The organism is Streptomyces xanthii (genome assembly GCF_014621695.1).
Classification (GTDB): Bacteria; Actinomycetota; Actinomycetes; order Streptomycetales; family Streptomycetaceae; genus Streptomyces; species Streptomyces xanthii.
The window spans coordinates 1,757,238-1,779,529 of sequence record NZ_CP061281.1; the positions used below are offsets into that span (position 1 = coordinate 1,757,238).

15 protein-coding genes are annotated in these 22,292 nt (G+C 69.1%); 4 read left to right on the forward strand and 11 right to left on the reverse strand.

Annotation, left to right across the window (positions count from 1 at the left end; genetic code table 11):
• Window positions 1–75: 75 nt before the first annotated feature.
• From IAG42_RS08080 to ngcE, 9 genes are all read right to left on the reverse strand, one after another.
• Window positions 76–1,584, reverse strand: a complete 1,509-nt coding sequence (locus tag IAG42_RS08080) for an amino acid permease (protein WP_188336341.1) — start codon at window positions 1,582–1,584, stop codon at window positions 76–78.
• A 148-nt stretch (window positions 1,585–1,732) separates the two neighbouring features.
• Window positions 1,733–3,655 carry a 1-deoxy-D-xylulose-5-phosphate synthase gene (gene dxs, locus IAG42_RS08085; RefSeq protein ID WP_188336342.1) on the reverse strand — a complete coding sequence of 641 codons (1,923 nt, stop codon included), beginning with the start codon at window positions 3,653–3,655 and terminating at the stop codon, window positions 1,733–1,735.
• Between the two features lie 183 nt (window positions 3,656–3,838).
• Window positions 3,839–5,140, reverse strand: coding sequence for a sugar ABC transporter permease (locus IAG42_RS08090; RefSeq protein ID WP_188336343.1), 1,302 nt, complete (start codon window positions 5,138–5,140; stop codon window positions 3,839–3,841).
• Window positions 5,137–5,928, reverse strand: a complete 792-nt coding sequence (locus tag IAG42_RS08095; protein WP_188336344.1) for an ATP-binding cassette domain-containing protein — start codon at window positions 5,926–5,928, stop codon at window positions 5,137–5,139. The genes IAG42_RS08090 and IAG42_RS08095 overlap by 4 nt, the downstream gene beginning before the upstream one ends.
• 151 nt (window positions 5,929–6,079) lie before the next feature.
• Entirely contained in the window at window positions 6,080–7,204 is a 1,125-nt protein-coding gene (locus IAG42_RS08100) for a sugar ABC transporter substrate-binding protein (RefSeq protein WP_188336345.1), read from the reverse strand.
• A gap of 121 nt (window positions 7,205–7,325) precedes the next feature.
• Complete coding sequence (locus IAG42_RS08105) at window positions 7,326–8,525, reverse strand: ROK family transcriptional regulator (protein WP_188336346.1); 1,200 nt, start codon at window positions 8,523–8,525, stop codon at window positions 7,326–7,328.
• A gap of 267 nt (window positions 8,526–8,792) precedes the next feature.
• The gene (locus IAG42_RS08110) at window positions 8,793–9,701 is read right to left on the reverse strand and encodes a carbohydrate ABC transporter permease (RefSeq protein WP_188336347.1); all 909 of its coding nucleotides are present in this window, start codon (window positions 9,699–9,701) and stop codon (window positions 8,793–8,795) included.
• A complete protein-coding gene (locus tag IAG42_RS08115) occupies window positions 9,698–10,756 on the reverse strand; it encodes a carbohydrate ABC transporter permease (protein WP_188336348.1) in 1,059 nt (352 codons plus the stop codon). The genes IAG42_RS08110 and IAG42_RS08115 overlap by 4 nt, the downstream gene beginning before the upstream one ends.
• 7 nt (window positions 10,757–10,763) lie before the next feature.
• Window positions 10,764–12,170, reverse strand: coding sequence for an N-acetylglucosamine/diacetylchitobiose ABC transporter substrate-binding protein (gene ngcE, locus IAG42_RS08120; protein ID WP_188336349.1), 1,407 nt, complete (start codon window positions 12,168–12,170; stop codon window positions 10,764–10,766).
• An 847-nt stretch (window positions 12,171–13,017) separates the two neighbouring features.
• Here ngcE and IAG42_RS08125 point away from each other — a divergent pair.
• The 3 genes from IAG42_RS08125 (at window position 13,018) to infA (ending at window position 18,098) form a co-directional block, all read left to right on the forward strand.
• Entirely contained in the window at window positions 13,018–16,899 is a 3,882-nt protein-coding gene (locus tag IAG42_RS08125) for a GH92 family glycosyl hydrolase (protein WP_188336350.1), read from the forward strand.
• A gap of 195 nt (window positions 16,900–17,094) precedes the next feature.
• A complete protein-coding gene (locus IAG42_RS08130; protein WP_188336351.1) occupies window positions 17,095–17,877 on the forward strand; it encodes a GNAT family N-acetyltransferase in 783 nt (260 codons plus the stop codon).
• A complete protein-coding gene (gene infA, locus IAG42_RS08135) occupies window positions 17,877–18,098 on the forward strand; it encodes a translation initiation factor IF-1 (protein WP_188336352.1) in 222 nt (73 codons plus the stop codon). Before IAG42_RS08130 ends, infA begins: the two co-directional genes overlap by 1 nt.
• Window positions 18,099–18,173: 75 nt before the next feature.
• Here infA and acnA read toward each other — a convergent pair whose 3' ends face one another.
• Window positions 18,174–20,888: an aconitate hydratase AcnA gene (acnA, locus tag IAG42_RS08140; protein ID WP_317453301.1), complete on the reverse strand. Its 2,715-nt coding sequence runs from the start codon at window positions 20,886–20,888 to the stop codon at window positions 18,174–18,176.
• A 270-nt stretch (window positions 20,889–21,158) separates the two neighbouring features.
• Complete coding sequence (locus IAG42_RS08145) at window positions 21,159–21,782, reverse strand: hypothetical protein (RefSeq protein ID WP_223205906.1); 624 nt, start codon at window positions 21,780–21,782, stop codon at window positions 21,159–21,161.
• 140 nt (window positions 21,783–21,922) lie between these two features.
• Here IAG42_RS08145 and IAG42_RS08150 point away from each other — a divergent pair, with 140 nt between their 5' ends.
• Window positions 21,923–22,270 carry a hypothetical protein gene (locus IAG42_RS08150; RefSeq protein WP_188336354.1) on the forward strand — a complete coding sequence of 116 codons (348 nt, stop codon included), beginning with the start codon at window positions 21,923–21,925 and terminating at the stop codon, window positions 22,268–22,270.
• The last annotated feature ends 22 nt before the right edge of the window (window positions 22,271–22,292 follow it).

Sequence of the window (22,292 nt, forward strand, 5' to 3'; positions counted from 1 at the left end):
CGTTCCCGCCGCGTCGACTGCACGGCATCCACGCTCGACGCGCACATCATAGGCACGCGTCGAACGCTTCTGCGATCACTGCTTGGCGGGGTTCAGGCGGCTGTTGCGGCGCCCGTAGAGGAAGTAGACGACCATGCCGATGACCATCCACACGCCGAAGCGGAGCCAGGTCTCGCCGGGCAGGTTGAGCATCAGCCACAGGGACGCGGCGATGGAGACGATCGGCAGGACCGGGACCCACGGGGTGCGGAAGGCGCGGGGCAGGTCGGGGCGGGTGCGGCGCAGGACCATCACGCCGACCGCGACGACGACGAAGGCGAACAGGGTGCCGATGTTCACCAGCGTCGCCAGCTCGTTGATGCTGGTGAAGCCGGCCACGACCGAGATGATGACGCCGAGCAGGATGGTCGGCCGGTACGGGGTGCGGAACTTCGGGTGGGTCTTGGAGAAGAAGCGCGGCAGCAGTCCGTCGCGGCTCATCGCGAAGAAGACGCGGGTCTGCCCGAGCAGCAGGATCAGACAGACCGTGGTGAGGCCGACGGCGGCGCCGAAGCTGATGACGCCCGCGTAGAAGGGATGCCCGACGTCCTTGAACGCGTCGGCGAGCGGGGCGCTGACGGACAGTTTCGTGTAGTGCTGCATGCCGGTGACGACGAGGGCGACGGCCACGTACAGGATCGTGCAGATGAGGAGCGAGCCGAGGATGCCGCGGGGCATGTCGCGCTGCGGCAGCTTGGTCTCCTCGGCGGCGGTGGCCACGACGTCGAAGCCGATGAAGGCGAAGAAGACGATGGACGCGGCCGTGAAGATGCCCATGAGGCCGAAGTTGGTGGCCTCGTAGCCGAACATCAGCTGGACCAGGGGCGCGGTCTCCCAGCCGCCGCCGCTCTCCGGGGTCACCGGGTCGGGGATGAACGGCTTGTAGTTGTCGCCCACGATGAAGAACAGGCCGGCGACGATCACGATCATCACGACGGTGACCTTGATGGCGACGACCAGCGCGGTGATCCGGGCGGACAGCTTCATGCCGAGGACCAGGACGGCGGTCAGCACGAGGACGAGGAGGAAGGACAGGATGTCGAAGGTGCCGCCCGGCACGTCCGGCCCTTCCAGGGACACCGGTAGGTGCCAGCCGATGTTGTCCATCAGCGACCGCACGTAGCCCGACCAGCCGACGGCGACCACCGCCGTGCCGAGCGCGAACTCGAGGACCAGGTCCCAGCCGATGATCCAGGCGGGCAGCTCGCCGATGGAGGCGTACGCGAAGGTGTACGCCGATCCGGCGACCGGCACGGTGGACGCGAACTCCGCGTAGCACAGCGCGGCGAGCGCGCAGACGATGCCGGCGGCGACGAAGGCGAGCGCGGTCGCGGGGCCCGCGTTCTCCTTGGCGACCTTGCCGGTGAGGACGAAGATGCCGGTGCCGATGATGACGCCGACGCCGAAGACGGTGAGGTCCCAGGCGGAGAGGGACTTCCTGAGGGCGTGCTCCGGTTCCTCGGTGTCCCGGATCGACTGCTCGACCGTCTTGGTCCGGAACAGGGACTGGTTCCCGTTCCCGTTCGACTGCTGGTCGACGCTCATCGGCGTACCTCCGTAGCCATGGCCGTACGCCCATGATTCAGGCAGTCGGCTGCGGGCGCGCGTCGAGACCGGGTCCTTTCACACGATCGGGCCGGTCGTGACCTCCTGTGGAGGTCCGGCCGGCCCGGAGGCGTGCGCGGGGTGCGGGTCAGTCGCGGGCGGGCTCCACGGCGGCGGCCGTCTCGCGCTCGTAGCGGCCGTCCAGCTTCGCCACCAGGCCGGTGACCTGGCGGGCGATGTCCGGGGCGGTCAGGCCGATCTCGGCCATGATCTCCTTGCGGGAGGCGTGGTCGAGGAAGCGCGGCGGGATGCCGAAGTCGCGCAGCGGGACGTCGACGCCCGCGTCGCGCAGCGCCTGGGCGATCGCGGAGCCGACGCCGCCGACCCGCGAGTTGTCCTCGACGGTGACGACGACGCGGTGGCGCTCGGCCAGCGGGGCGAGGGCCTCGTCGACCGGCTTGACCCAGCGGGGGTCGACGACGGTCGTGGTGATGCCCTGTTTGTCGAGCAGATCGGCGATCTCCAGGCACATCGGGGCGAGCGCGCCGACGGAGACGAGCAGCACGTCGGGGCGGTCGCTGCCGGGCTCGCGCAGGACGTCCATGCCGCCGGCCTTGCCGACGCCCTCGACGGCGGGGCCGACCGCGCCCTTGGAGTAGCGCACGACGGTCGGGGCGTCCTCGACCTGGACGGCCTCGCGCAGCTGGGCGCGGACCTGGTCGGCGTCGCGCGGCGCCGCGATGCGGATGCCGGGCACGACCTGGAGGATCGACATGTCCCACATGCCGTTGTGCGAGGCGCCGTCCGTGCCGGTGATGCCGGCCCGGTCCAGGACGAAGGTGACGCCGCACTTGTGCAGGGCCACGTCCATGAGGAGCTGGTCGAAGGCGCGGTTGAGGAAGGTCGCGTAGACGGCGAAGACCGGGTGCAGGCCGCCCGCGGCGAGGCCGGCCGCCGAGGTGGCGGCGTGCTGCTCGGCGATGCCCACGTCGTAGACCCGCTCGGGGAACTCCTCGGCGAACTTCTTCAGGCCGACGGGCTGGAGCATCGCGGCGGTGATCGCGACGATGTCCTCGCGCTCGCGGCCGAGGCGGACCATCTCGTCGCCGAAGACGGAGGTCCAGTCGGCGCCGGAGGCCTTGACGGGCAGGCCGGTGTCGGGGTGGATGGGGCCGATGCCGTGGAAGCGGTCCGCCTCGTCCTCGACGGCCGGGCGGTAGCCGCGGCCCTTCTCGGTGAGGCAGTGCACGATCACGGGGCCGCCGAAGCGCTTGGCGCGGGTCAGCGCGGACTCCAGGGCCTCGACGTCGTGGCCGTCGATCGGGCCGACGTACTTGAGGCCGAGGTCCTCGAACATGCCCTGGGGCGAGATGAAGTCCTTGAGGCCCTTCTTGGCGCCGTGCAGGGTCTCGTAGAGCGGCCGTCCGACGACGGGGGTGCGCTCCAGGATGTCCTTGCCGCGGGCCAGGAAGCGCTCGTAGCCGTTCGTGGTGCGCAGGGTCGCCAGGTGGTTGGCGAGGCCGCCGATCGTGGGGGCGTAGGAGCGCTCGTTGTCGTTGACGACGATGACGAGCGGGCGGTCCTTGGCGGCCGCGATGTTGTTGAGCGCCTCCCAGGCCATGCCGCCGGTGAGGGCGCCGTCGCCGATCACGGCGACGACGTGGTCGTCGCTGCGGCGCAGCTCGTTGGCCTTGGCGAGGCCGTCGGCCCAGCCGAGGACGGTGGAGGCGTGCGAGTTCTCGATGAGGTCGTGCTCGGACTCCGCCTGCGCGGGGTAGCCGGACAGTCCGCCCTTCATCTTCAGCTTCGAGAAGTCCTGGCGGCCGGTGAGCAGCTTGTGCACGTAGGACTGGTGGCCGGTGTCCCACAGGACCTTGTCCTTGGGGGACTCGAAGACGCGGTGCAGGGCGATCGTCAGCTCGACGACGCCGAGGTTGGGGCCGAGGTGGCCGCCGGTCTTCGAAACCGCGTCCACGAGGAAGGTCCGGATCTCTCCCGCCAGCTGGTCCAGCTGCTCCAGGCTGAGCCGGTCCAGATCGCGCGGTCCCGTGATGCGGGTCAGCAGCGGCACCCGTGCCTCCTTGCAATAGAGCGGTGTGTAGCTGGCAGGCCTGTCCGAGCTTGCCGGGTCCGTCGAGTCTAATGTTCCGCCGCCGGGGGTGGCGGGCGGGCCGGGCGTTCGGGGGGTGTCCCCCGGACGCGACGGTGCCCGGCGTCCTCGTCGACGCCGGGCACGGTCTGCCAGGTCAGGCGGTCAGGCGCGACCGGCCGACTTCTGGGTCTTGCGGGTGATCGAGTCGATGACGACCGTGGCGAGAAGCACACCACCGGTGATCATGTACTGGATCGGCGTGGCGATGCCCTGGAGGGCGAGGCCGTACTGGATCGAGGTGATGACGAGGACACCGAGCAGCGCGTTCCAGGTGCGGCCGCGGCCGCCGAAGAGGCTGGTGCCGCCGATGACGGCCGCCGCGATGACGTTCATCAGGAGGTCGCCGGAGCCGGCGCTCTGGTTGGCCGCCGCGATCTTGGAGGCCCAGAAGAGGCCGCCGACCGCCGCGAACAGGCCCGCGATGGCGAACACGGAGATCCGTACCGCCGTGACGTTGATACCGGCGCGGCGGGAGGCCTCGACGCTGCCGCCGAGCGCGAAGACCTTACGGCCGTACGCGGTGCGGCGCAGCAGGAAGTCGCTGCCGACCAGGACGATGCCGAAGAGCAGCACCGCGAGCGGCAGGCCCTTGTACTGGTTGAAGATCACCGCGACACCGAAGACGCCGATCGCGAGGAGCACGGTGCGCATCAGGATGTCGCTGAGCGGCCGGGACGGGATGCCCGCGAGGGCGCGCCGGCGGTTGCCGAGGTACGTCGGCACGAAGTAGCCGAGGACCGCGACGACGGCCAGGCCGTAGGCGGCGGCGACGTCGGAGAAGTAGTAGCTGGTGAGCTTGCCGACGACGCCTTCGCTGTCGATGTTGATCGTGCCGTTGGAGCCCAGGATCTGGAGCATGAAGCCGTTCCAGAACAGCAGGCCGGCCAGCGTCACGGCGAAGGCGGGGGCGCCCACGCGGGCGAAGAAGAAGCCGTGCAGGGCTCCGATGACGGCGCCCGCCGCGAGGGCGGTGAGCACGGCGAGCCACTCGTTGACGCCGTGGGTGATGCTCATCACGGCCATGATCGCCGAGGAGACACCGGAGACGGAGCCGACCGAGAGGTCGATCTCGCCGAGCAGCAGCACGAAGATGATGCCGACGGACATCATGCCCGTGGCGACCATGGCGACGAAGATGTTGTTGAGGTTCTCCGCGCCCAGGAACGCCGAGTTCAGGCTCTGGAAGATCGCGCAGATGACGATCAGGCCGATGACGACCGGTATGGCGCCGAGGTCGCCGCCCTTGATCTTCCGCTTGAACTCGCTCAGGTAGCCGGCGAAGCCCTGCTCGCGCACGAGCAGGCGGGGGTCGACGGCCGCGACGGACGCCCCGGCGGCCGCCGGGGCCGCGTCCACGGTCCCCTGGGTCTTGTCGAGGCTCGGGTTGGTCTTGTCGACGCTCACTTCTGAGCCTCCCCGTTGGTGCGCGCCGCACGTCGGGTCACCGCGTTGTCCGTGGCGCCGGTGATGGCGGAGATGATCTCTTCCTGCGAGGTGTTCTTCACCTCGAAGACGCCGTTGTTGCGCCCGAGGCGCAGCACGGCGACCTTGTCGGCCACGGCCTTCACGTCGGCCATGTTGTGGCTGATGAGGATGACCGCGTGGCCGCGCTCGCGCAGCCGCTCCACGAGGTCGAGCACCTGTGCGGTCTGCTCGACGCCGAGGGCGGCGGTGGGCTCGTCCAGGATCACCAGCTTGGGCTCGCCGAGCATGGAGCGGGCGATGGCCACGACCTGGCGCTGACCGCCGGAGAGCGAGGCGATCGGGATGCGCACGCTGGGGATGCGGATCGACAGGGTCTCGAGCAGCTCGCGGGAGCGGCGCTCCATCTCGACCTCGTCGAGGACGCCGCGGCGCTTGATCTCCCGGCCCAGGAACAGGTTGCCGACGACGTCGATGTTGTCGCAGAGCGCGAGGTCCTGGTAGACGGTCGCGATGCCCAGACCCTGGGCGTCCTGCGGCTTGTTGACCGCGACGGCCTTGCCGTCCCACTCGATGACGCCGTCATCGATGGGGTGCACGCCTGCGATCGTCTTGACCAGGGTGGACTTTCCGGCACCGTTGTCGCCGACCAGGGCGACCACCTCACCGGCGTGGACCTCAAGCTCTACGTCGGTGAGCGCCTGGACGGCACCGAATCGCTTGGAGACCCCGCGCAACGCCAGCACGGGCGTAGCGGACACGTGAACCATCTCCTTCGCCGCCAAAGGCCTGACCCGGCGGGAGGTTTGAACAGAAGTGAAGTCTGAGGGGGGGTGTTCGTCCGGCGCCCCGCCGTTAGCTTTGCGGGGCTGTCGGCGGCGGGGCGCCGGACGTTCGGGGGGCGCGTGGGCGCCGGACCGACTACTTCAGGCCGATCTTGTCGCAGGCGGCCTTGTACTTGGCCGTGCAGATCTCGTCGAGGGTGTAGTACCCCTCCTTGACGACCGTGTCCTTGATGTTGTCCTGGGTCAGGGAGACGACCGGGACGATGACCGACGGGATGCCCTTGTCGGTGCCGCTGTCGACGGTGCTGGTCTGCAGGGAGCTGTCGACCTTGCCGGTCTTCGCGATGGAGACGGCCATCTTGGCGACGGTCTCGGCCTCCTGCGGGTACGACTTGAAGACGCTCATGTACTGGTCGCCGGTGACGATGCGCTGCACGCCGGCGAGCTCGGCGTCCTGGCCGGTGACCGGGGGGAGCTTCTTGAGGCCCGCGGCCTTGAGGGCGGTGATGATGCCGCCCGCCATGCCGTCGTTGGCCGAGTAGACGCCCTTGATCTTGTCCTTGCCGATCGCGGAGATGGCGCCTTCCATGTTGGCGTTGGCGTTCTCCGGCTTCCACTCCTTGGTGTCGTAGGACTTGGCGATGTCCACCTTGCCCTTGAGCACCGAGAGCGCGCCGTCCTTGAACTGCTTCGCGTTCGGGTCGGTGATCGCGCCGTTCATCATGACGATCTTGCTGCTCGCCTTGGCGTCGGAGCCCATGGCCTTGAGCAGGGCCTCGCCCTGGGTCTTGCCGACCTCGGTGTTGTCGAACGAGGTGTAGGCGGAGATCGGACCCTCGGCCAGGCGGTCGTACGCGACGACGGGGATGCCCGCGTCCTTGGCCTTCTTCACGCCGCCGGCGACCGCCTTGTAGTCGACCGCGTCCAGGATCAGCACGTCGACCTTCTTGGTGATCATCGTGTCGATCTGCTGCGACTGCAGGGTCGCGTCCTGCTTGGCGTTGAGGTACTCGACCTTGCCCTTGCCGTTGGTCAGATCGCTGATCTGCTTCTCGATGATCGGCTTGTCGAACTTCTCGTAGCGAGCCGTCTGGTTCTCCGGCAGCAGCAGGCCGACGGTTATCGCGTCGCCCTTCTTGCCGGCGGTCTTCTCGGTGTCGCTCTTGTCGCCCGACTCCTTCGCGCTGCCACAGGCGGCGAGGGACACGGCCATGGCGGTGGCACAGAACGCAACGGCGGCACGACGCATACGCGTGTTCACTTCAGAAACCTCCCTGACGAGGCCGCGACGTTGCGGCCGAGGTAGCCGGAAGTCAACTCGGCCGCAACCCCATCGTCAAGGAGTAAATCCTTAACGAGATGGCAACGGTGTCATGCGTTCTCTAAGTGAAGACAGGTGTGGGCGCGGACGCGGTGCCGTCCAAAAGGGTTGAATCCCCCATCTCGCTGAGGGCCAGGGCGAGCGCCCCGAGGACCTCCGCGCGACCGCCCAACGCCCCTGGCAGGACCGAGAGTTGACGCGCCGCGCTGGGGATCGCGTAGCGGCTCACGGACTCCCTTATGGGGCCGAGGACGAGCTCTCCGGCCTCCGCCAGGTCGCCGCCGAGGACCACCCGGGAGGGGTTCAGCAGGTTGCACAGATTCGCGACGCCGGAGCCGATGTGACGGCCCACGTCGGCGATGACCCGGCGGCAGCCCGGATCGCCGTCCCTGGCGAGCCGTACGACGCCCTCCATGGTCAGATCGGTGCCGTGGCTCGACTGGAGCAGCTGGAGCACGTAGCGGGCCGCCGTGAAGGTCTCCAGGCAGCCGCGGTTGCCGCAGCGGCAGACCGGGCCCGACTCGTCCAGCGTGATGTGCCCGATCTCGCCCGCCGTGCCGCCCGGGCCCCGGTAGATCGAGCCGTCGATGACCAGGCCGGCGCCGACACCGCTGGCGACCTTGATGTACGCCAGGTCCCGCACCCCGCGCCCGCTGCCCCAGACCAGCTCGCCGAGGGCGCCCAGGTTCGCGTCGTTGTCGACGTGCACCGGGACGCCGAGACGGCGGCCCAGCTCCTCGGCGGGCTTGGCGCCGGTCCAGCCCGGCAGGATGGACGTGGAGCCGAGCGTGCCGCTCTCCACGTCGATCGGGCCCGGGACGCCGAGTCCGACGCCCGCGACCTTGGAGCGGTCCACGCCGGTCGCCGCGACCAGGCGCTCCACCAGCTGCTCGGCACGGTCGAAGCCCTGCGCGGCGCTGGCGTCCACGTCCAGCGGCTCGGCCTCCTCGGCGAGGACCTGGTGGGCCAGGTTGCCGATCGCGACGCGCAGGTGCGTGTGGCCGAAGTCGACGCCGATGACGATGCCCGCGTCGCCGCTGAGCGACACGCTGCGGGCCCTGCGCCCGCCGGCCGAGGTGGGCGTGACCTCGACCGTCCCCCCGTCCTTGAGCTCCCGGACGATGTTGGAGACGGTCGCCGCCGACAGACCCGTCGTGCGGGCGATCTCGGCCTGTGTGAGCGATCCGGCGAGGCGCACGGCGCGCACGACCCGCTCCAGATTGGCCCGGTGCAGCGACGACTGCGACCCCGGAGTCTCCATTGACTCTCTCCACCCTTAGCCCTATGGCGGGCGGCCCCCGTAAATGAGCCGTCCGTGGCCCGCGTCACACGGACAGTGACCGGGCCTTGTACAAGTTATGAACTCCAAGCTCCGCTGAAGGGGCCTCTGGCGTCAAGCCCTTGACAGAAATCGGTTCCTACGACGCAACGCGCGCGGGCCGCACACGCGGACAGGGGCCGGGCCCCGGAGAGCGGTCTCTCCGGGGCCCGGCCCCTGTGGCACGCGGGTGCGGCGCGACGGTGTGCGTCAGCGGAAGGTGCCCTGCGACACCGAACCGGCGATCCGCCGCTGGAAGATGATGTACACGATCAGCACGGGCACGACCGTGACCACGATGGCCGCGAACAGGCCGCCGTAGTCGATGTCGTAGACCTGCGAGGACGCGTAGGCGGACATTCCCTGGGTCAGCACCCATTTGTCCTGGTCGGTGTTGAGTGCCACCGGCAGGAGGAACTGGTTCCACAGGCCCAGGAAGTTGAAGATCGCCACCGCGGCCATGCCCGGCTTGGCCATCGGCAGCATCACCTGGAAGAACGCCCGCCAGTCACCGGCGCCGTCGATCAGCGCGGCCTCGTAGACGTCGTGCGGCAGCGACCGGAAGAACGAGTACAGGAAGAACATCGTGAACGGCAGCGCGAACGCGACGTACGTGAGGACGAGACCGGGCCGCGTGTTCAGCAGACCGAAGTTCTGCAGCTGGAAGAAGAGCGGCACGATCGCCAGGAAGACCGGGAAGGTCAGCCCGGCGAGCATCACGTAGTAGATCAGCCGGCGGCCGGGGAACTCGAACCTGGCCAGGACGTAGGCGCACATCGCGCCCAGCAGCATGACCAGGACCAGCGCGGAGACGACGATGATCACCGAGTTGAGGAAGTACTTCCCGATGTTCGCGTCGGTCCACGCGTGCGCGTAGTTCTCGAACCGCCAGCGCTTCGGCAGCTTGAACGGCGACGACAGGATCTCGCTGGTGGACTTGAACGAGGACACCAGCACCCACAGCATGGGCACGATCACGATCACGGACCACAGGATCAGCAGCGTGTGCGAGATCACCGCGAACCGGCGGTCGCTGCTCGCGGCGGCTCTCGTCAGCTTCCGGTCACGCGCCGGCTTGCGGTCCGTCGTCTGTTCCCGGTCGGCAACAATGGCGCTCACCGAGCACCTCCCTTGACCGCGCCACGACGGGCCTTGGCCCCGGGCGCTTTCTTTCTGCCCTCGCCCTCGCCGCCGCCCGTCAGACGGTTGACGAGGAACACGAGTGCCGCGAACACGAGGGTCACGACGGCGAGCACGACACCCATGGCGGTGGCGAGTCCGAACTGCTGCTTCGCGAAAGCGACGTTGAACAGCCGCTGGCTGATCGTCAGGGTCGAGTTGTTCGGGCCACCGCCCGGCAGCATCGCCTGGACGTAGACGAACGAGTCGAGCGCGGCGATGCCCAGGTAGATGTAGCCCGTCTGCACGGTGTCCCGGATCGACGGCAGGGTGACCGAGAGGGTCATCCGCAGCCGGCCGGCCCCGTCGATCCTCGCCGCCTCGTACAGCTCCGCGGGGACGCCCTTGATCGCGGCGATGAAGAGCACCGCGTAGAAGCCGACGAGCCCCCAGACGATGACGAACATCAGGGACGGCATCGCGCTCGCCGTCTCGCCCAGCCAGGCGAACTTGTCGAACCCGTCGAGGCCGAGGCCCGTGAGGATGCCGTTGACCAGGCCTGCGTTCGGGTCGTACATCTGCGCCCACACCAGGCCGACGATGATCGCCGGCACGACGTAGGGGAAGAACGAGACGATCCGGTAGAACGACGCTCCCTTGATGCCCCGGACGGGGCCCCTGCTGGGACCGCCCAGGGTGACGGCCACCGCGACCCCCAGGGCGAGCGTCAACGTCACCAGCGGCACGCAGACCGCGAGGATCGCGATGTTGCGCAACGCCTTCATGAAGACGTCGTCCTGGAACATCTTGGTGAAGTTGTCCAGGCCGACGAACTCGTAGTCCGGGCTGAAGCCGCGCCAGTCGGTCATCGCCCAGAAGATCGCCTGGACGAACGGGTACAGGACGAAGAGCACGAAGATGGCCAGCGGGACGCCGAGGAACGCGAGGAAGAACGTCACCCGGTCGAAGGTGAGCTTGCGGCGCCGGGGCCGCCCACCGCGAGCGGCCGGCGCCGGCCGGCGGCTCGCGGTGTCGGAGATGGTCGTTTCTTTCATCGCGGTGCTAGCTGACCTTGATCTTGTCGACGGAGTCGTCTTCCCGGATCTTGTCGGAGATCTTCTGCAGCGCCGAGGTCAGCCCCTTGCCGTCGATGTCGCCGGAGAGGAACGAGTTGAACGGCACCAGCTGGTCCGTGTTCATCCCGTAGGCCTCGACGAAGTTGTAGGTGAAGATGTTGGTGCCCGCGGCCTCCAGCATCTTCGTCTGCGAGACGAGGGCCGACGAGCCGTAACCGTCGGCGGGCACGGTGCCCTTGACGATCGTCGGGGCCAGCTTCGTCTTCGAGAAGTTGGCGGCCGCCTTCTCGGACAGCATCGCCCGCAGGACCTCCTTGCCGCCGGCCGGGTTCTTGCCCTGCTTGGGCACGATGTACGGCTCGCCCGCGGCCGCGCGGATCGCCTCGTAGGGCAGCTTCGGCTTGTCGGTGAGCGTCATCGACGGGAAACCGGTCATCTGGAAGTCGGCCTTCGTGGCCTTCTTCATCTCGTTCTCGATCCAGCCGCCGGACGGGTAGAGCAGCGCCTTCTGGTCGTTGCTCCAGATCGCCTGCGCCTTCTGGAACTGGGTGCCGGAGCCGCCGGGGACGAACATCTTCTGCTTGACCATGGTCTCCATGACCTTGATCACGCCCTGGACGGCCGGGTGCGACCAACAGCCCTTCTCCAGGTTCTCCAGCGCGAGCCGGACCTCGTCGCCGCCCTCCTTGATCGCCGAGTCGATCAGGAGCGTGCGGTAGTAGGTCGCCGCCTCCTTGCCGTGGACGAAGAGGTACTTGCCCTTCTTCTTCGCCTTCTGGCCGAGGTCGAGCGCCTCGTCCCACGTCTTCGGCGGGGTCCAGCCGTTCGCCTCGAACAGCGTCTTCGAGTACCAGACGCCGTAGACCGTCATCACGTAGTTGAGCGCGACGAACTTGTCCTTGAACGTGCCGGGGTCCTTGACGCCGGGGTAGACGATGTCGGCGATCTTCTTGCCCTCGTAGGTGTTGGCCTCGAAGACGTCGTCGAGCTCCTCGAGCTGGTCGAGGATGCCGAGGAAGCCGATCTGGTCCTCACCGGAATTGTCGATGAGGTCCGGCGGGTTGCCGCCGACGAAGCGGGGCTGGAGCTCCGGGGCGATGTCGACGACCGGCTTGACCTGGACCTTGAGGCCCTTGACCTGGCTGCCGACGACCTGGTTGGTGTAGTCGACGTAGTCGGTGCCGTAGCCGCCGTCGAAGATGGCCGCGTCGACCTTGGAGTTCTTGGCGACGCCGAACGGGTTCGTGGCGCTCTTCTCGCCCTTCGGACCGCCACCTCCGTCGCCCTTGCCCGAGGGAGAGCCACACGCCACCGCGAACGAACCCATCGCCGCGGTTGCGATCGCTCCGCGCAGGAGCGTCCGCCTGTCAAGAGAGCCGGCACGAATGGTCATCTCTGCATCCTCACTGATCGGTTGGAGCTGTACGGATGTGCTGCGTGTGCGGCCGGCGGGCCGGGTCGGCCGGGCCCTTGCCGCACTTCTCTTGGAGCGCGCCCCAGGTGCGGGTCTCCGCCAGAGGGGTCCGCGGAGCTGCGTGCCGGGGCGTTTCGCCGTCGTCCCGGTGCCGCGCGGCGGCACCGAGGGTGATCAGCTGAGCGATGCCGGAAAAGCGGTCACCGGGGCCGCGGCCGGAGCGACGGTCGCGCCCCGCTCGATCAGATCGCGATGGCGTACGCCGGGGGTGGATCCCATGCTCAAGTCCTCGCCTTCTCCAGGACTCAGGCGGTGAACCGGATCCTCCCCGGCACCGCGGTGATGTGCTGTGTCGTCCCCTCACCGAGGGGGAACGCAGGTGGAGCTGGGTGCTGCGATGAGAACCGGCGGCAAGGGGGAATCCGACGGGCCGCGCGCTCGCGCCCCCGCCGCTCTCCCCCCGTTCCCCGGGTCCGTCCTCGGCCGGTTCGCACCGGCCGGGCCAGACGCCGACAGGTATAGTCCACTTCCCGCGGGGTGGGCAAGATCGAATGCAGGTTTGGACGTCGGTCTTTTCCGAGTTGAGACCTCACGGAAACCAGCCACGGCATCGCCCCGGCCCGCATTCCCCCGCGCCGCCGGCTTTCCCGCGTTCGGAGGTCGAACGCGGGGCGCGTTTCCGTGCCCCGTACACCCGAGCGAGTCGGCACCCGGTGCGGGTGCCCGTACGGCCCAACACCCTTGACACCCTTGACCACTTGCCGCACTACTGGACCCTGCGCACCAAGTTGACAACGTTGTCCGAGCGCGCCGGGAGGGTGCAGGGATGCAGGGCGGAAGCAGGGGAAGCACGGGTCACAGAACGGGCCGGTACAGAACCGGCCGGAGCCGGCGACGGCTCGGCGTCACGGCGGTACTGGGGGCGGCCGCCCTGGTCCTGACCACTGCGGGGCAGGGCGCGGCGGCCCCGCGGCCCGACCGGGAAGGGGACGCGGCGCAGGGGTTCAGCTCCTCCTTCGAGGCGGGCCAGCCCGCGCCGGACTGGCTGAACACGGTCGACACGGACGCGGACGGGAAGAAGCGCGCGAGCGGGGTCGACGGCGGCTACGTCGCGGGCATCCCCGGCAATGTGAACGGGCACGTCACCGAGGTCCGGGCCAGCGCCGAGAACGCGGGCGGCGGGGAGACCAAGGAGAACCTGGTCGACGGGGAGGCCGGCACGAAGTGGCTGGCCTTCGCGCCGACGGCCTGGGTCGAGTACGACCTCGACTCGCCCGTCGAGGTCCGCAAGTACGCGCTGACCTCGGCGAACGACCACGACGAGCGCGACCCGAAGGACTGGGTCCTCAAGGGCTCGGCGGACGGCACGACCTGGACCACGCTGGACAGCCGTACCGGGGAAAGCTTCGGGGCGCGGTTCGAGACGAAGACGTACGCGATCGAGAAGCCGGCCGCGTACGCGCACTTCCGGATCGAGTTCACGAAGAACAACGGCGCCCCGGACATCACCCAGCTCGCCGACCTCCAGCTGTCCACGGGCGACGAGCAGGCCCCGGCCCCCGAGGACATGCTCTCGCTCGTCGACAAGGGTCCGGGCGGCTCGCCGACGGCGAAGGCGGGCGCGGGCTTCACGGGAGTGCGCGCGCTGCGCTACGCCGGCACCCACAAGACGGACGGGCGCGCGTACTCGTACAACAAGGTGTTCGACGTCAACGTGGCGGTGGAGAAGGACACCGAGCTGTCCTACAAGATCTTCCCGCAGATGGCCGACAAGGATCTCGACTACGACGCCACGAACGTCTCCGTCGACCTGGCCTTCACCGACGGCACGTACCTGAGCGACCTCAAGGCCGTCGACTCCCACGGCGGGCTCCTCACGCCGCAGGGGCAGGGCGCGGCGAAGCGGCTCTATGTGAACCAGTGGAACGCGGTGCGCTCCGGGATCGGCTCGGTCGCCGCCGGGAAGACCGTCGACCGGATCCTCGTCGCCTACGACTCCCCCAAGGGTCCGGCGAAGTTCCGCGGCTGGATCGACGACCTCGGCATCGAGCGGGCGAAGCCCGCGGAGCCTAAGGCGCACCTGAGCGACTACGCGTCGACGACCCGCGGTACGAACTCCAGCGGCGGCTTCTCGCGCGGCAACACCTTCCCGGCGACGGCCGTCCCGCACGGCTTCAACTTCTGGACGCCGGTCACCAACGCGGGCTCGCTGAGCTGGCTCTACGACTACGCCCGGGACAACGACAAGGACAACCTGCCCACGATGGAGGCGCTGGCGGCGAGCCACGAGCCGAGTCCGTGGATGGGTGACCGCCAGACGTTCCAGATGATGCCGTCGGCGGCGAAGACGGTCGACACGTCCCGCGCGGGGCGCGCGCTGCCCTTCCGGCACGAGAACGAGACGGCCCGCCCCTACTACTACGGGGTGACGTTCGAGAACGGTGTGAAGGCCGAGATGGCCCCCACCGACCACGCGGCGGCGCTGCGCTTCACCTATCCGGGCGACGACGCGAGCGTGATCTTCGACAACGTCTCCGAGCAGGGCGGCCTCACCCTCGACCGGGACAAGGGGGTCGTCACCGGCTACTCGGACGTGAAGTCGGGGCTGTCGACGGGCGCGACGCGGCTGTTCGTGTACGGCGTCTTCGACAGGCCGGTGAAGGAGGCCGCGTCGGCGGGCGTGAAGGGGCACTTCACGTTCGACGCCGGCAAGGACCGCACGGTGACGCTGCGCCTGGCGACCTCGCTCATCAGCATCGACCAGGCGGCCGACAACCTGGCGCAGGAGGTGCCGGAGCGGCGGTCGTTCACGCAGGTGCGGGACGCGGCGCGGGCCCAGTGGGACACGCTGATGCGGAAGGTGGAGGTCGAGGGCGCGACGCAGGACCAGCTCACCTCGCTCTACTCCTCGCTGTACCGGCTGTACCTGTACCCCAACTCGGGCTTCGAGAAGGTCCGTTCGGCGGGCGGCAAGGGCACGTACAAGTACGCCTCGCCGTTCTCCCCGATGCCGGGTCCGGACACCCCGACGCACACCGGCGCGAAGATCGTGGAGGGGAAGCCGTACGTCAACAACGGCTTCTGGGACACCTACCGGACGACCTGGCCCGCGTACACGCTGCTCACTCCGGGGAAGGCGGGTGAGCTGGTCGACGGGTTCGTGCAGCAGTACCGGGACGGCGGCTGGATCTCTCGGTGGTCCTCGCCCGGGTACGCGGACCTGATGACGGGCACGTCGTCGGACGTGGCGTTCGCCGACGCGTACGTGAAGGGCGTCAAGGGCTTCGACGCCGAGGCGGCGTACAAGGCGGCGGTCAAGAACGCGACCGTGGTGCCGCCGTCGTCGGGCGTCGGCCGCAAGGGCATGGAGACCTCTCCGTTCCTCGGCTACACGTCGACGGACACGCACGAGGGCCTGTCGTGGGCGCTGGAGGGCTACCTCAACGACTACGGCATCGCGCGGATGGGCCAGGCGCTCTACAAGAAGACGGGCGAGAAGAAGTACAAGGAGGAGTCGGAGTACTTCCTGAACCGCGCCCGTGACTACGTGAACATGTTCGACGGCAAGGCGGCCGGCACCGGCTTCTTCCAGGGCAAGGACGCCCAGGGCGACTGGCGCGTGAAGTCGGAGGACTTCGACCCGCGCATCTGGGGTCACGACTACACGGAGACCAACGCCTGGGGCTACGCGTTCACGGCGGTCCAGGACAGCCGGGGCCTCGCCAATCTGTACGGCGGCCGCGACGGTCTCGCGAAGAAGCTCGACACGTACTTCGCGACGCCCGAGACGGGTTCGGCGGAGGTCGCCGGCTCGTACGGCGGGGTCATCCACGAGATGACGGAGGCCCGGGACGTGCGGATGGGCATGTACGGGCACTCCAACCAGGTCGCGCACCACGTCACGTACATGTACGACGCGGCCGGGCAGCCCTGGAAGACGCAGGAGAAGGTCCGCGAGGTGCTCTCGCGCCTCTACACGGGCAGCGAGATCGGTCAGGGCTACCACGGTGACGAGGACAACGGCGAGCAGTCCGCCTGGTACCTCTTCTCCTCGCTCGGCTTCTATCCGCTCGTCATGGGAAGCGGCGAGTACGCCATCGGTTCCCCGCAGTTCACGAAGATGACGCTGCACCTGGAGAACGGCGAGGACCTCGTCGTGAAGGCGCCGGAGAACAGCGCGAAGAACGTGTACGTGCAGGGTGTGAAGGTCAACGGCCGGACCTGGTCGAAGACTTCGCTGCCTCACTCGCTCGTGTCGAAGGGCGGCGTCATCGAGTTCGCGATGGGCGACAAGCCGTCGGCGTGGGGGGCGGGCAAGGACGCGGCACCGACCTCGATCACGCAGGATGACAAGGTGCCGGCCCCGCGCCACGACGTCACGACGGGCTCGGGCCCGCTGTTCGACAACTCCTCGGCCACCTCGGCGCGTGCGGAGTCGGTGGAGCTGCCGGTCGGCGCGGACGGAGCGAAGGCGGTGCAGTACACGCTGACCTCCGAGGACCGGGCGAAGGCCCCGGCGGGCTGGAAGCTGGAGGCGTCGGACGACGGGACGTCCTGGAAGACGCTCGACTCGCGCTCCGGTGAGTCCTTCGCCTGGGACCGGCAGACGCGCGTGTTCGGCGTGAGCGACCCGGGCGAACACCGGCACTACCGGCTGGTGTTCGCGGGTGGCGCGGCGACGGTGGCGGAGGTGGAACTGCTCGGCTAGTTCCCTGAATCAATTCGTTGGACAGGGCCGCGGCACGGTGCGTACCTTCGGGGACGAACCGTGACGCGGCCCTTGGAGGTGAGACCCATGTACAGAGAAGGCAAGTGGGTGCTCCTCCTTTCCCCACGGTCAGGCGATTGACCTAGGTCGCCCGGGAGCGCTTTCGACATGGCGATCCCGAAAAGGTGAAGACCTATGGAATCAACAGAACTGACCGGTTCAGCGGTGATCACGCGCGTCGCCGATCACGAGTGGCACGCGCTGGTGGACGACCTGGTGGTCGGCCGCGGTGAGGCCTGGCGGCGGCACGACGGGCGGCTCTTCCTGAGCATCGACGTCTGGCAGGACGCGCTCTTCGACCCCCTGGTCGCGGCCCTGCTCGCGGCACTCCCCCGCCCCCTGTACACGGTGGTCGACGAGGCCGACTCCGCACTCATGTCCCGCTGGGAGCACGCCGGTTTCACCGTCGCGCGCCGCGAGGGCGTGTATATCGTTCCCACCGACCCGCGGGTCACGGGCCTCGGCCCGGTCCGTCCGCCGTCGGGCGTGACGATCCTCCCGTTCGGCGCGCCGGAGCGGAACCCCCTGCGCGATCTGGACCGCGCGGTCCGCGCCGAGGTGGAGGCCTCGCTCGGCCGGCGGGAGATGCCGGCCGAGGTGCTGCCCCGCCTCGACGACGCCGTCGTGACGGATCCGACGAAGTACACGGTGGCCGAGGAGTCCGGGCGCTACGTCGGACTGCTCCGGCTCGCGCCCGTGCCGCGGCAGCCGCGCATCGGGCTCCTCGCGGTCCGGTCCGACCGGCAGCGCGGGGGTGTCGCGCGGGCGCTGCTCGCCGATGTGCTCGGCTCCCTCCACACCTCCGGGACCAGGGCGGTGTCCGCCGAGGTCGGCGAGCGCAACGAGGCGGCCCTGGCCCTGTTCGAGACCGTCGGCGCCGAGCGCGCCGGCGGCAACGCGGAGCTGGTGATCCTCTGATGCCGAAGACGAACCGCGGTATCGAGATGGAGGGCACCGTCGTGGAGTGCCTGCGGGACGCCAGGTTCCAGGTGGAGCTGAAGAGCGGGCACAAGGTGCTGGCGCACATCAGCGGCAAGATCCGGAAGAACTACATCAAGATCGTGCCGTTCGACCGGGTGCTCGTGGAGGTCAGCCCGTACGACCTGACGCGCGGCCGGATCGTCTACCGGTACCGCTGACCAAGGCGGAGGGCCGCACCCCCGTCACCGGGGATGCGGCCCTCACCTGCCCTGCTGTACCGCTTGCTCGACCGCTTACTTGCGGATCAGGTTGCGCAGCACGTACTGCATGATGCCGCCGTTGCGGTAGTAGTCGGCCTCACCGGGGGTGTCGATGCGGACGACCGCGTCGAACTCGACGCCCGTGTCGGTGGTGACCTTGACCGTGCTCGGCGTGGTGCCGTTGTTGAGCTCGGTGACACCGGCGATGGAGAAGGTCTCCTCGCCGGTCAGGCCGAGCGAGTCGGCGTTCTGGCCGGCCGGGAACTGGAGCGGCAGGACGCCCATGCCGATGAGGTTCGAGCGGTGGATGCGCTCGTACGACTCGGTGATGACGGCCTTGACGCCGAGGAGCGCGGTGCCCTTGGCGGCCCAGTCGCGGGACGAGCCGGAGCCGTACTCCTTGCCGCCCAGGATGACCAGCGGGGTGCCGGCGGCCTGGTAGTTCTGCGAGGCGTCGTAGATGAAGGAGACGGGGGCGCCGTCCTTCGTGAAGTCGCGGGTGTAGCCGCCCTCGGTGCCCGGCGCGATCTGGTTGCGCAGGCGGATGTTGGCGAACGTGCCGCGGATCATGACCTCGTGGTTGCCTCGGCGCGAGCCGTAGGAGTTGAAGTCACGACGCTCCACACCGTGCTCGGTGAGGTACTGGCCGGCCGGGGTGTCGGCCTTGATGGCGCCGGCGGGCGAGATGTGGTCGGTGGTGACCGAGTCGCCCAGCTTGGCCAGGACGCGGGCGCCGGTGATGTCGCCGACCGGGGCCGGCTCCATGCCCATGCCCTCGAAGTACGGGGGCTTGCGGACGTAGGTGGACTCGGCGTCCCACTCGAAGGTGTTGCCGGTCGGGATCGGCAGGGCCTGCCACTGGGCGTCGCCCGCGAAGACGTCCTCGTAGGACTTGTCGAACATGTCCTCGCCGATGGCGTTGGCCACGACGTCGTTGACCTCGGCCTCGGAGGGCCACAGGTCGGCCAGGTAGACCGGCTTGCCGTCCTGGTCGGTGCCGAGGACGTCCTTGGTGATGTCGACCTTCATCGAGCCCGCGATGGCGTACGCGACGACCAGCGGCGGGGACGCCAGGTAGTTCATCTTGACGTCGGGGTTGATGCGGCCCTCGAAGTTCCGGTTGCCGGAGAGGACCGAGGTGACGGCGAGGTCGTGGTCGTTGACGGCCTTCGAGACCTCCTCGGGCAGCGGGCCCGAGTTGCCGATGCAGGTGGTGCAGCCGTAGCCGACCAGGTTGAAGCCGACCTTGTCGAGGTACGGGGTCAGACCGGCCTTGTCGAAGTAGTCGGTGACGACCTTCGAGCCCGGGGCGAGGGTCGTCTTGACCCACGGCTTGCGGGTCAGGCCCTTCTCGACGGCCTTCTTCGCGACGAGCGCGGCGGCGACCATCACGTACGGGTTCGACGTGTTGGTGCAGGAGGTGATCGCGGCGACGGTGACGGCGCCGTGGTCGATCGTGTACGTCGAGCCGTCGGGGGCGGTCACGGTGACCGGGTTCGACGGGGTGCCGTTGGTGGCGGCCGGGGCGTCGGAGGCCGGGAAGGACTCCTCGCCCGCCTCGTCGGCGGTGGAGACGTAGTTCAGCACGTCGTGCTTGAACTGCTCGGCGGCGTTCGCGAGGACGATGCGGTCCTGCGGGCGCTTCGGGCCGGCGATCGACGGGACGACCGTGGAGAGGTCCAGCTCGAGCTTCTCGGAGAAGTCCGGCTCGGCGGCCGGGTCCAGCCAGAGGCCCTGCTCCTTGGCGTACGCCTCGACGAGCGCGACCTGCTGCTCGTCACGGCCGGTCAGACGCAGGTACTTCAGCGTCTCGTCGTCGATCGGGAAGATCGCGGCGGTGGAGCCGAACTCCGGCGACATGTTGCCGATGGTGGCGCGGTTGGCCAGCGAGGTGGCGGCGACGCCCTCGCCGTAGAACTCGACGAACTTGCCGACGACGCCGTGCTTGCGCAGCATCTCGGTGATCGTGAGGACCAGGTCGGTGGCGGTGGTGCCGGCCGGGAGCTCGCCGGTCAGCTTGAAGCCGACGACGCGCGGGATCAGCATGGAGACCGGCTGGCCGAGCATGGCGGCCTCGGCCTCGATGCCGCCGACGCCCCAGCCCAGGACGCCCAGGCCGTTGACCATCGTGGTGTGCGAGTCGGTGCCGACCAGCGTGTCCGGGTAGGCCTGGCCGTTACGGACCATGACCGTGCGGGCCAGCTTCTCGATGTTGACCTGGTGCACGATGCCGGTGCCCGGCGGGACGACCTTGAACTCGTCGAACGCGGTCTGGCCCCAGCGCAGGAACTGGTAGCGCTCCTTGTTGCGGCCGTACTCCAGCTCGACGTTCTGCTTGAAGGCGTCGTTCGTGCCGAACTTGTCGGCGATGACGGAGTGGTCGATGACCAGCTCGGCCGGGGCCAGCGGGTTGATCTTCGCCGGGTCGCCGCCGAGCTCCTTGACGGCCTCACGCATGGTGGCGAGGTCGACGACACAGGGCACGCCGGTGAAGTCCTGCATGATCACGCGGGCCGGCGTGAACTGGATCTCCTGGGAGGGCTGGGCCTGCGAGTCCCAGCTGCCGAGGGCACGGATGTGGTCGGCGGTGATGTTCGCGCCGTCCTCGGTGCGGAGCAGGTTCTCCAGGAGGACCTTCAGGCTGTAAGGGAGGCGCGCGGAGCCCTCGACCTTGTCCAGCTTGAAGATCTCGTACGACTCGTCGCCCACGCGCAGCGTGCTGCGGGCGTCGAAGCTGTTCGCCGACACGACAGTCTCCTTCATATATGTGCGCGTTCCACCACATCCTGCCGACACGACCTGCTCGCCGATCCGCTAAGGTAAGGCTTAGTTAGGTAACCCTTACCGTCGAAGCGGCGAGGTCGCGCGACTGCGGCACGCCTCGGCAGATATCTCGATGTCGAGATAACTCTAGTACATCACCGAGCGGTGCCATCAAGCGGCGCCACCCGGCCCTTCACCGCGCGCCCACCCGCCCAGCCTTCCCATCGTCGTACGGCACCTCGCGCTCCACCAGTGCTACGGCCCGGACGTCGCCTTCAGGCCGCCGTCATCGGCGCAACGGAGCCGCTTGGCGAGGGCCAGCGAGAAGGAGTGAGCGACGGTGACGTAGGCACGCTTCAGCCGCTTCGGGTCGCCATCGGACTCGTGGATCATGTCCGGGTTCTCGACGTCGACAGTGACGTGGGCCGCCCCGGAGGCGGGCTCGCCCTCGGCGCGGCAGGCGAAGGAGACGAAGGCGCCGTCGGTCGCGCCGCCGGCCTGCTCGCCCATCGGGAACAGGGTGTACTTCGAGGCGGGGGGCCCGTCCGGGGCGGTGTCCCACGTCCACCAGGTGACGCGTAGCTCGTCGACGGGGGAATCGTCCGGCGGGTAGATCCGGCAGATGTCGCCCTTCGCTCTGGCCGTGGAGAGGACCGTGCCGGACAGCTCCGCGGCGGCGGCCGCCACTGTGGTCTTCTTGTTCGTGGGTTCGAACCGGTCGGAACCGGTGATCGCTTCGAGGGCCTCGCCGGCGCCCTTCGACAGCGCCGAGCCGCCGCACAGCTGCTCCGCACTCGCGACGTAGCCGGGTGTCGGCGCCGCGGCCCCGTCGCCGCCCGAACCGCAGCCCGCGGCGGCGAGCGCGAACCCGCAGGCCACGAGTACGCCACGGCGCCCACGCGCCCGAGCACCTCTGCTCACCATCGAAGTCCTTCCGCGTGCGGACACGTGCGTGGGGCCGAGAGATTGACGACCGAGAGACATACGACAGGGCTACCCTCCCCCGCAGGGGGTGGACCGTGAATGTGACGCTCGGCGCACTCGTGGCCGCCGCGGGAATCGCGCTCGCCGCGCTCGGGCTGCCGGCCGGCGGGCGGGTGAGGCGGCCCTTCCATGCGCGGCGCGCGCACGCGGCAGAACGGCGACGGTATCCGGTGGCGCTGAGGCGGGCCTGCGACATGGCGATCGCCGAGGCGCGGCGGCGGGCGGGGGCCGGGGAGCCGGCGATCGTGCGGACGGACGCGGTGCTGGAGCTGATGCGGGGGCACTTCGGGTTTCCGTACGCGCGGCGGGAGGATGCGGCGGTGGCGCTGTACGGGCGGTTCCGGGAGCGAGGGTGCGCGGTGGACTGCGTGACGGACGCCTGACGCCACCCCCTCCGACCGGCGA

What these genes read in the sequence shown, in the direction of transcription:
- IAG42_RS08080 (WP_188336341.1), bottom strand. Translation starts at nt 1,584, where the DNA reads ATGAGCGTCGACCAGCAGTCGAACGGGAACGGGAACCAGTCCCTGTTC.
- IAG42_RS08095 (WP_188336344.1), bottom strand. Translation starts at nt 5,928, where the DNA reads ATGGTTCACGTGTCCGCTACGCCCGTGCTGGCGTTGCGCGGGGTCTCC.
- IAG42_RS08105 (WP_188336346.1), bottom strand. Translation starts at nt 8,525, where the DNA reads ATGGAGACTCCGGGGTCGCAGTCGTCGCTGCACCGGGCCAATCTGGAG.
- IAG42_RS08115 (WP_188336348.1), bottom strand. Translation starts at nt 10,756, where the DNA reads ATGAAAGAAACGACCATCTCCGACACCGCGAGCCGCCGGCCGGCGCCG.
- ngcE (WP_188336349.1), bottom strand. Translation starts at nt 12,170, where the DNA reads ATGACCATTCGTGCCGGCTCTCTTGACAGGCGGACGCTCCTGCGCGGA.
- IAG42_RS08125 (WP_188336350.1), top strand. Translation starts at nt 13,018, where the DNA reads ATGCAGGGCGGAAGCAGGGGAAGCACGGGTCACAGAACGGGCCGGTAC.
- IAG42_RS08130 (WP_188336351.1), top strand. Translation starts at nt 17,095, where the DNA reads ATGGAATCAACAGAACTGACCGGTTCAGCGGTGATCACGCGCGTCGCC.
- infA (WP_188336352.1), top strand. Translation starts at nt 17,877, where the DNA reads ATGCCGAAGACGAACCGCGGTATCGAGATGGAGGGCACCGTCGTGGAG.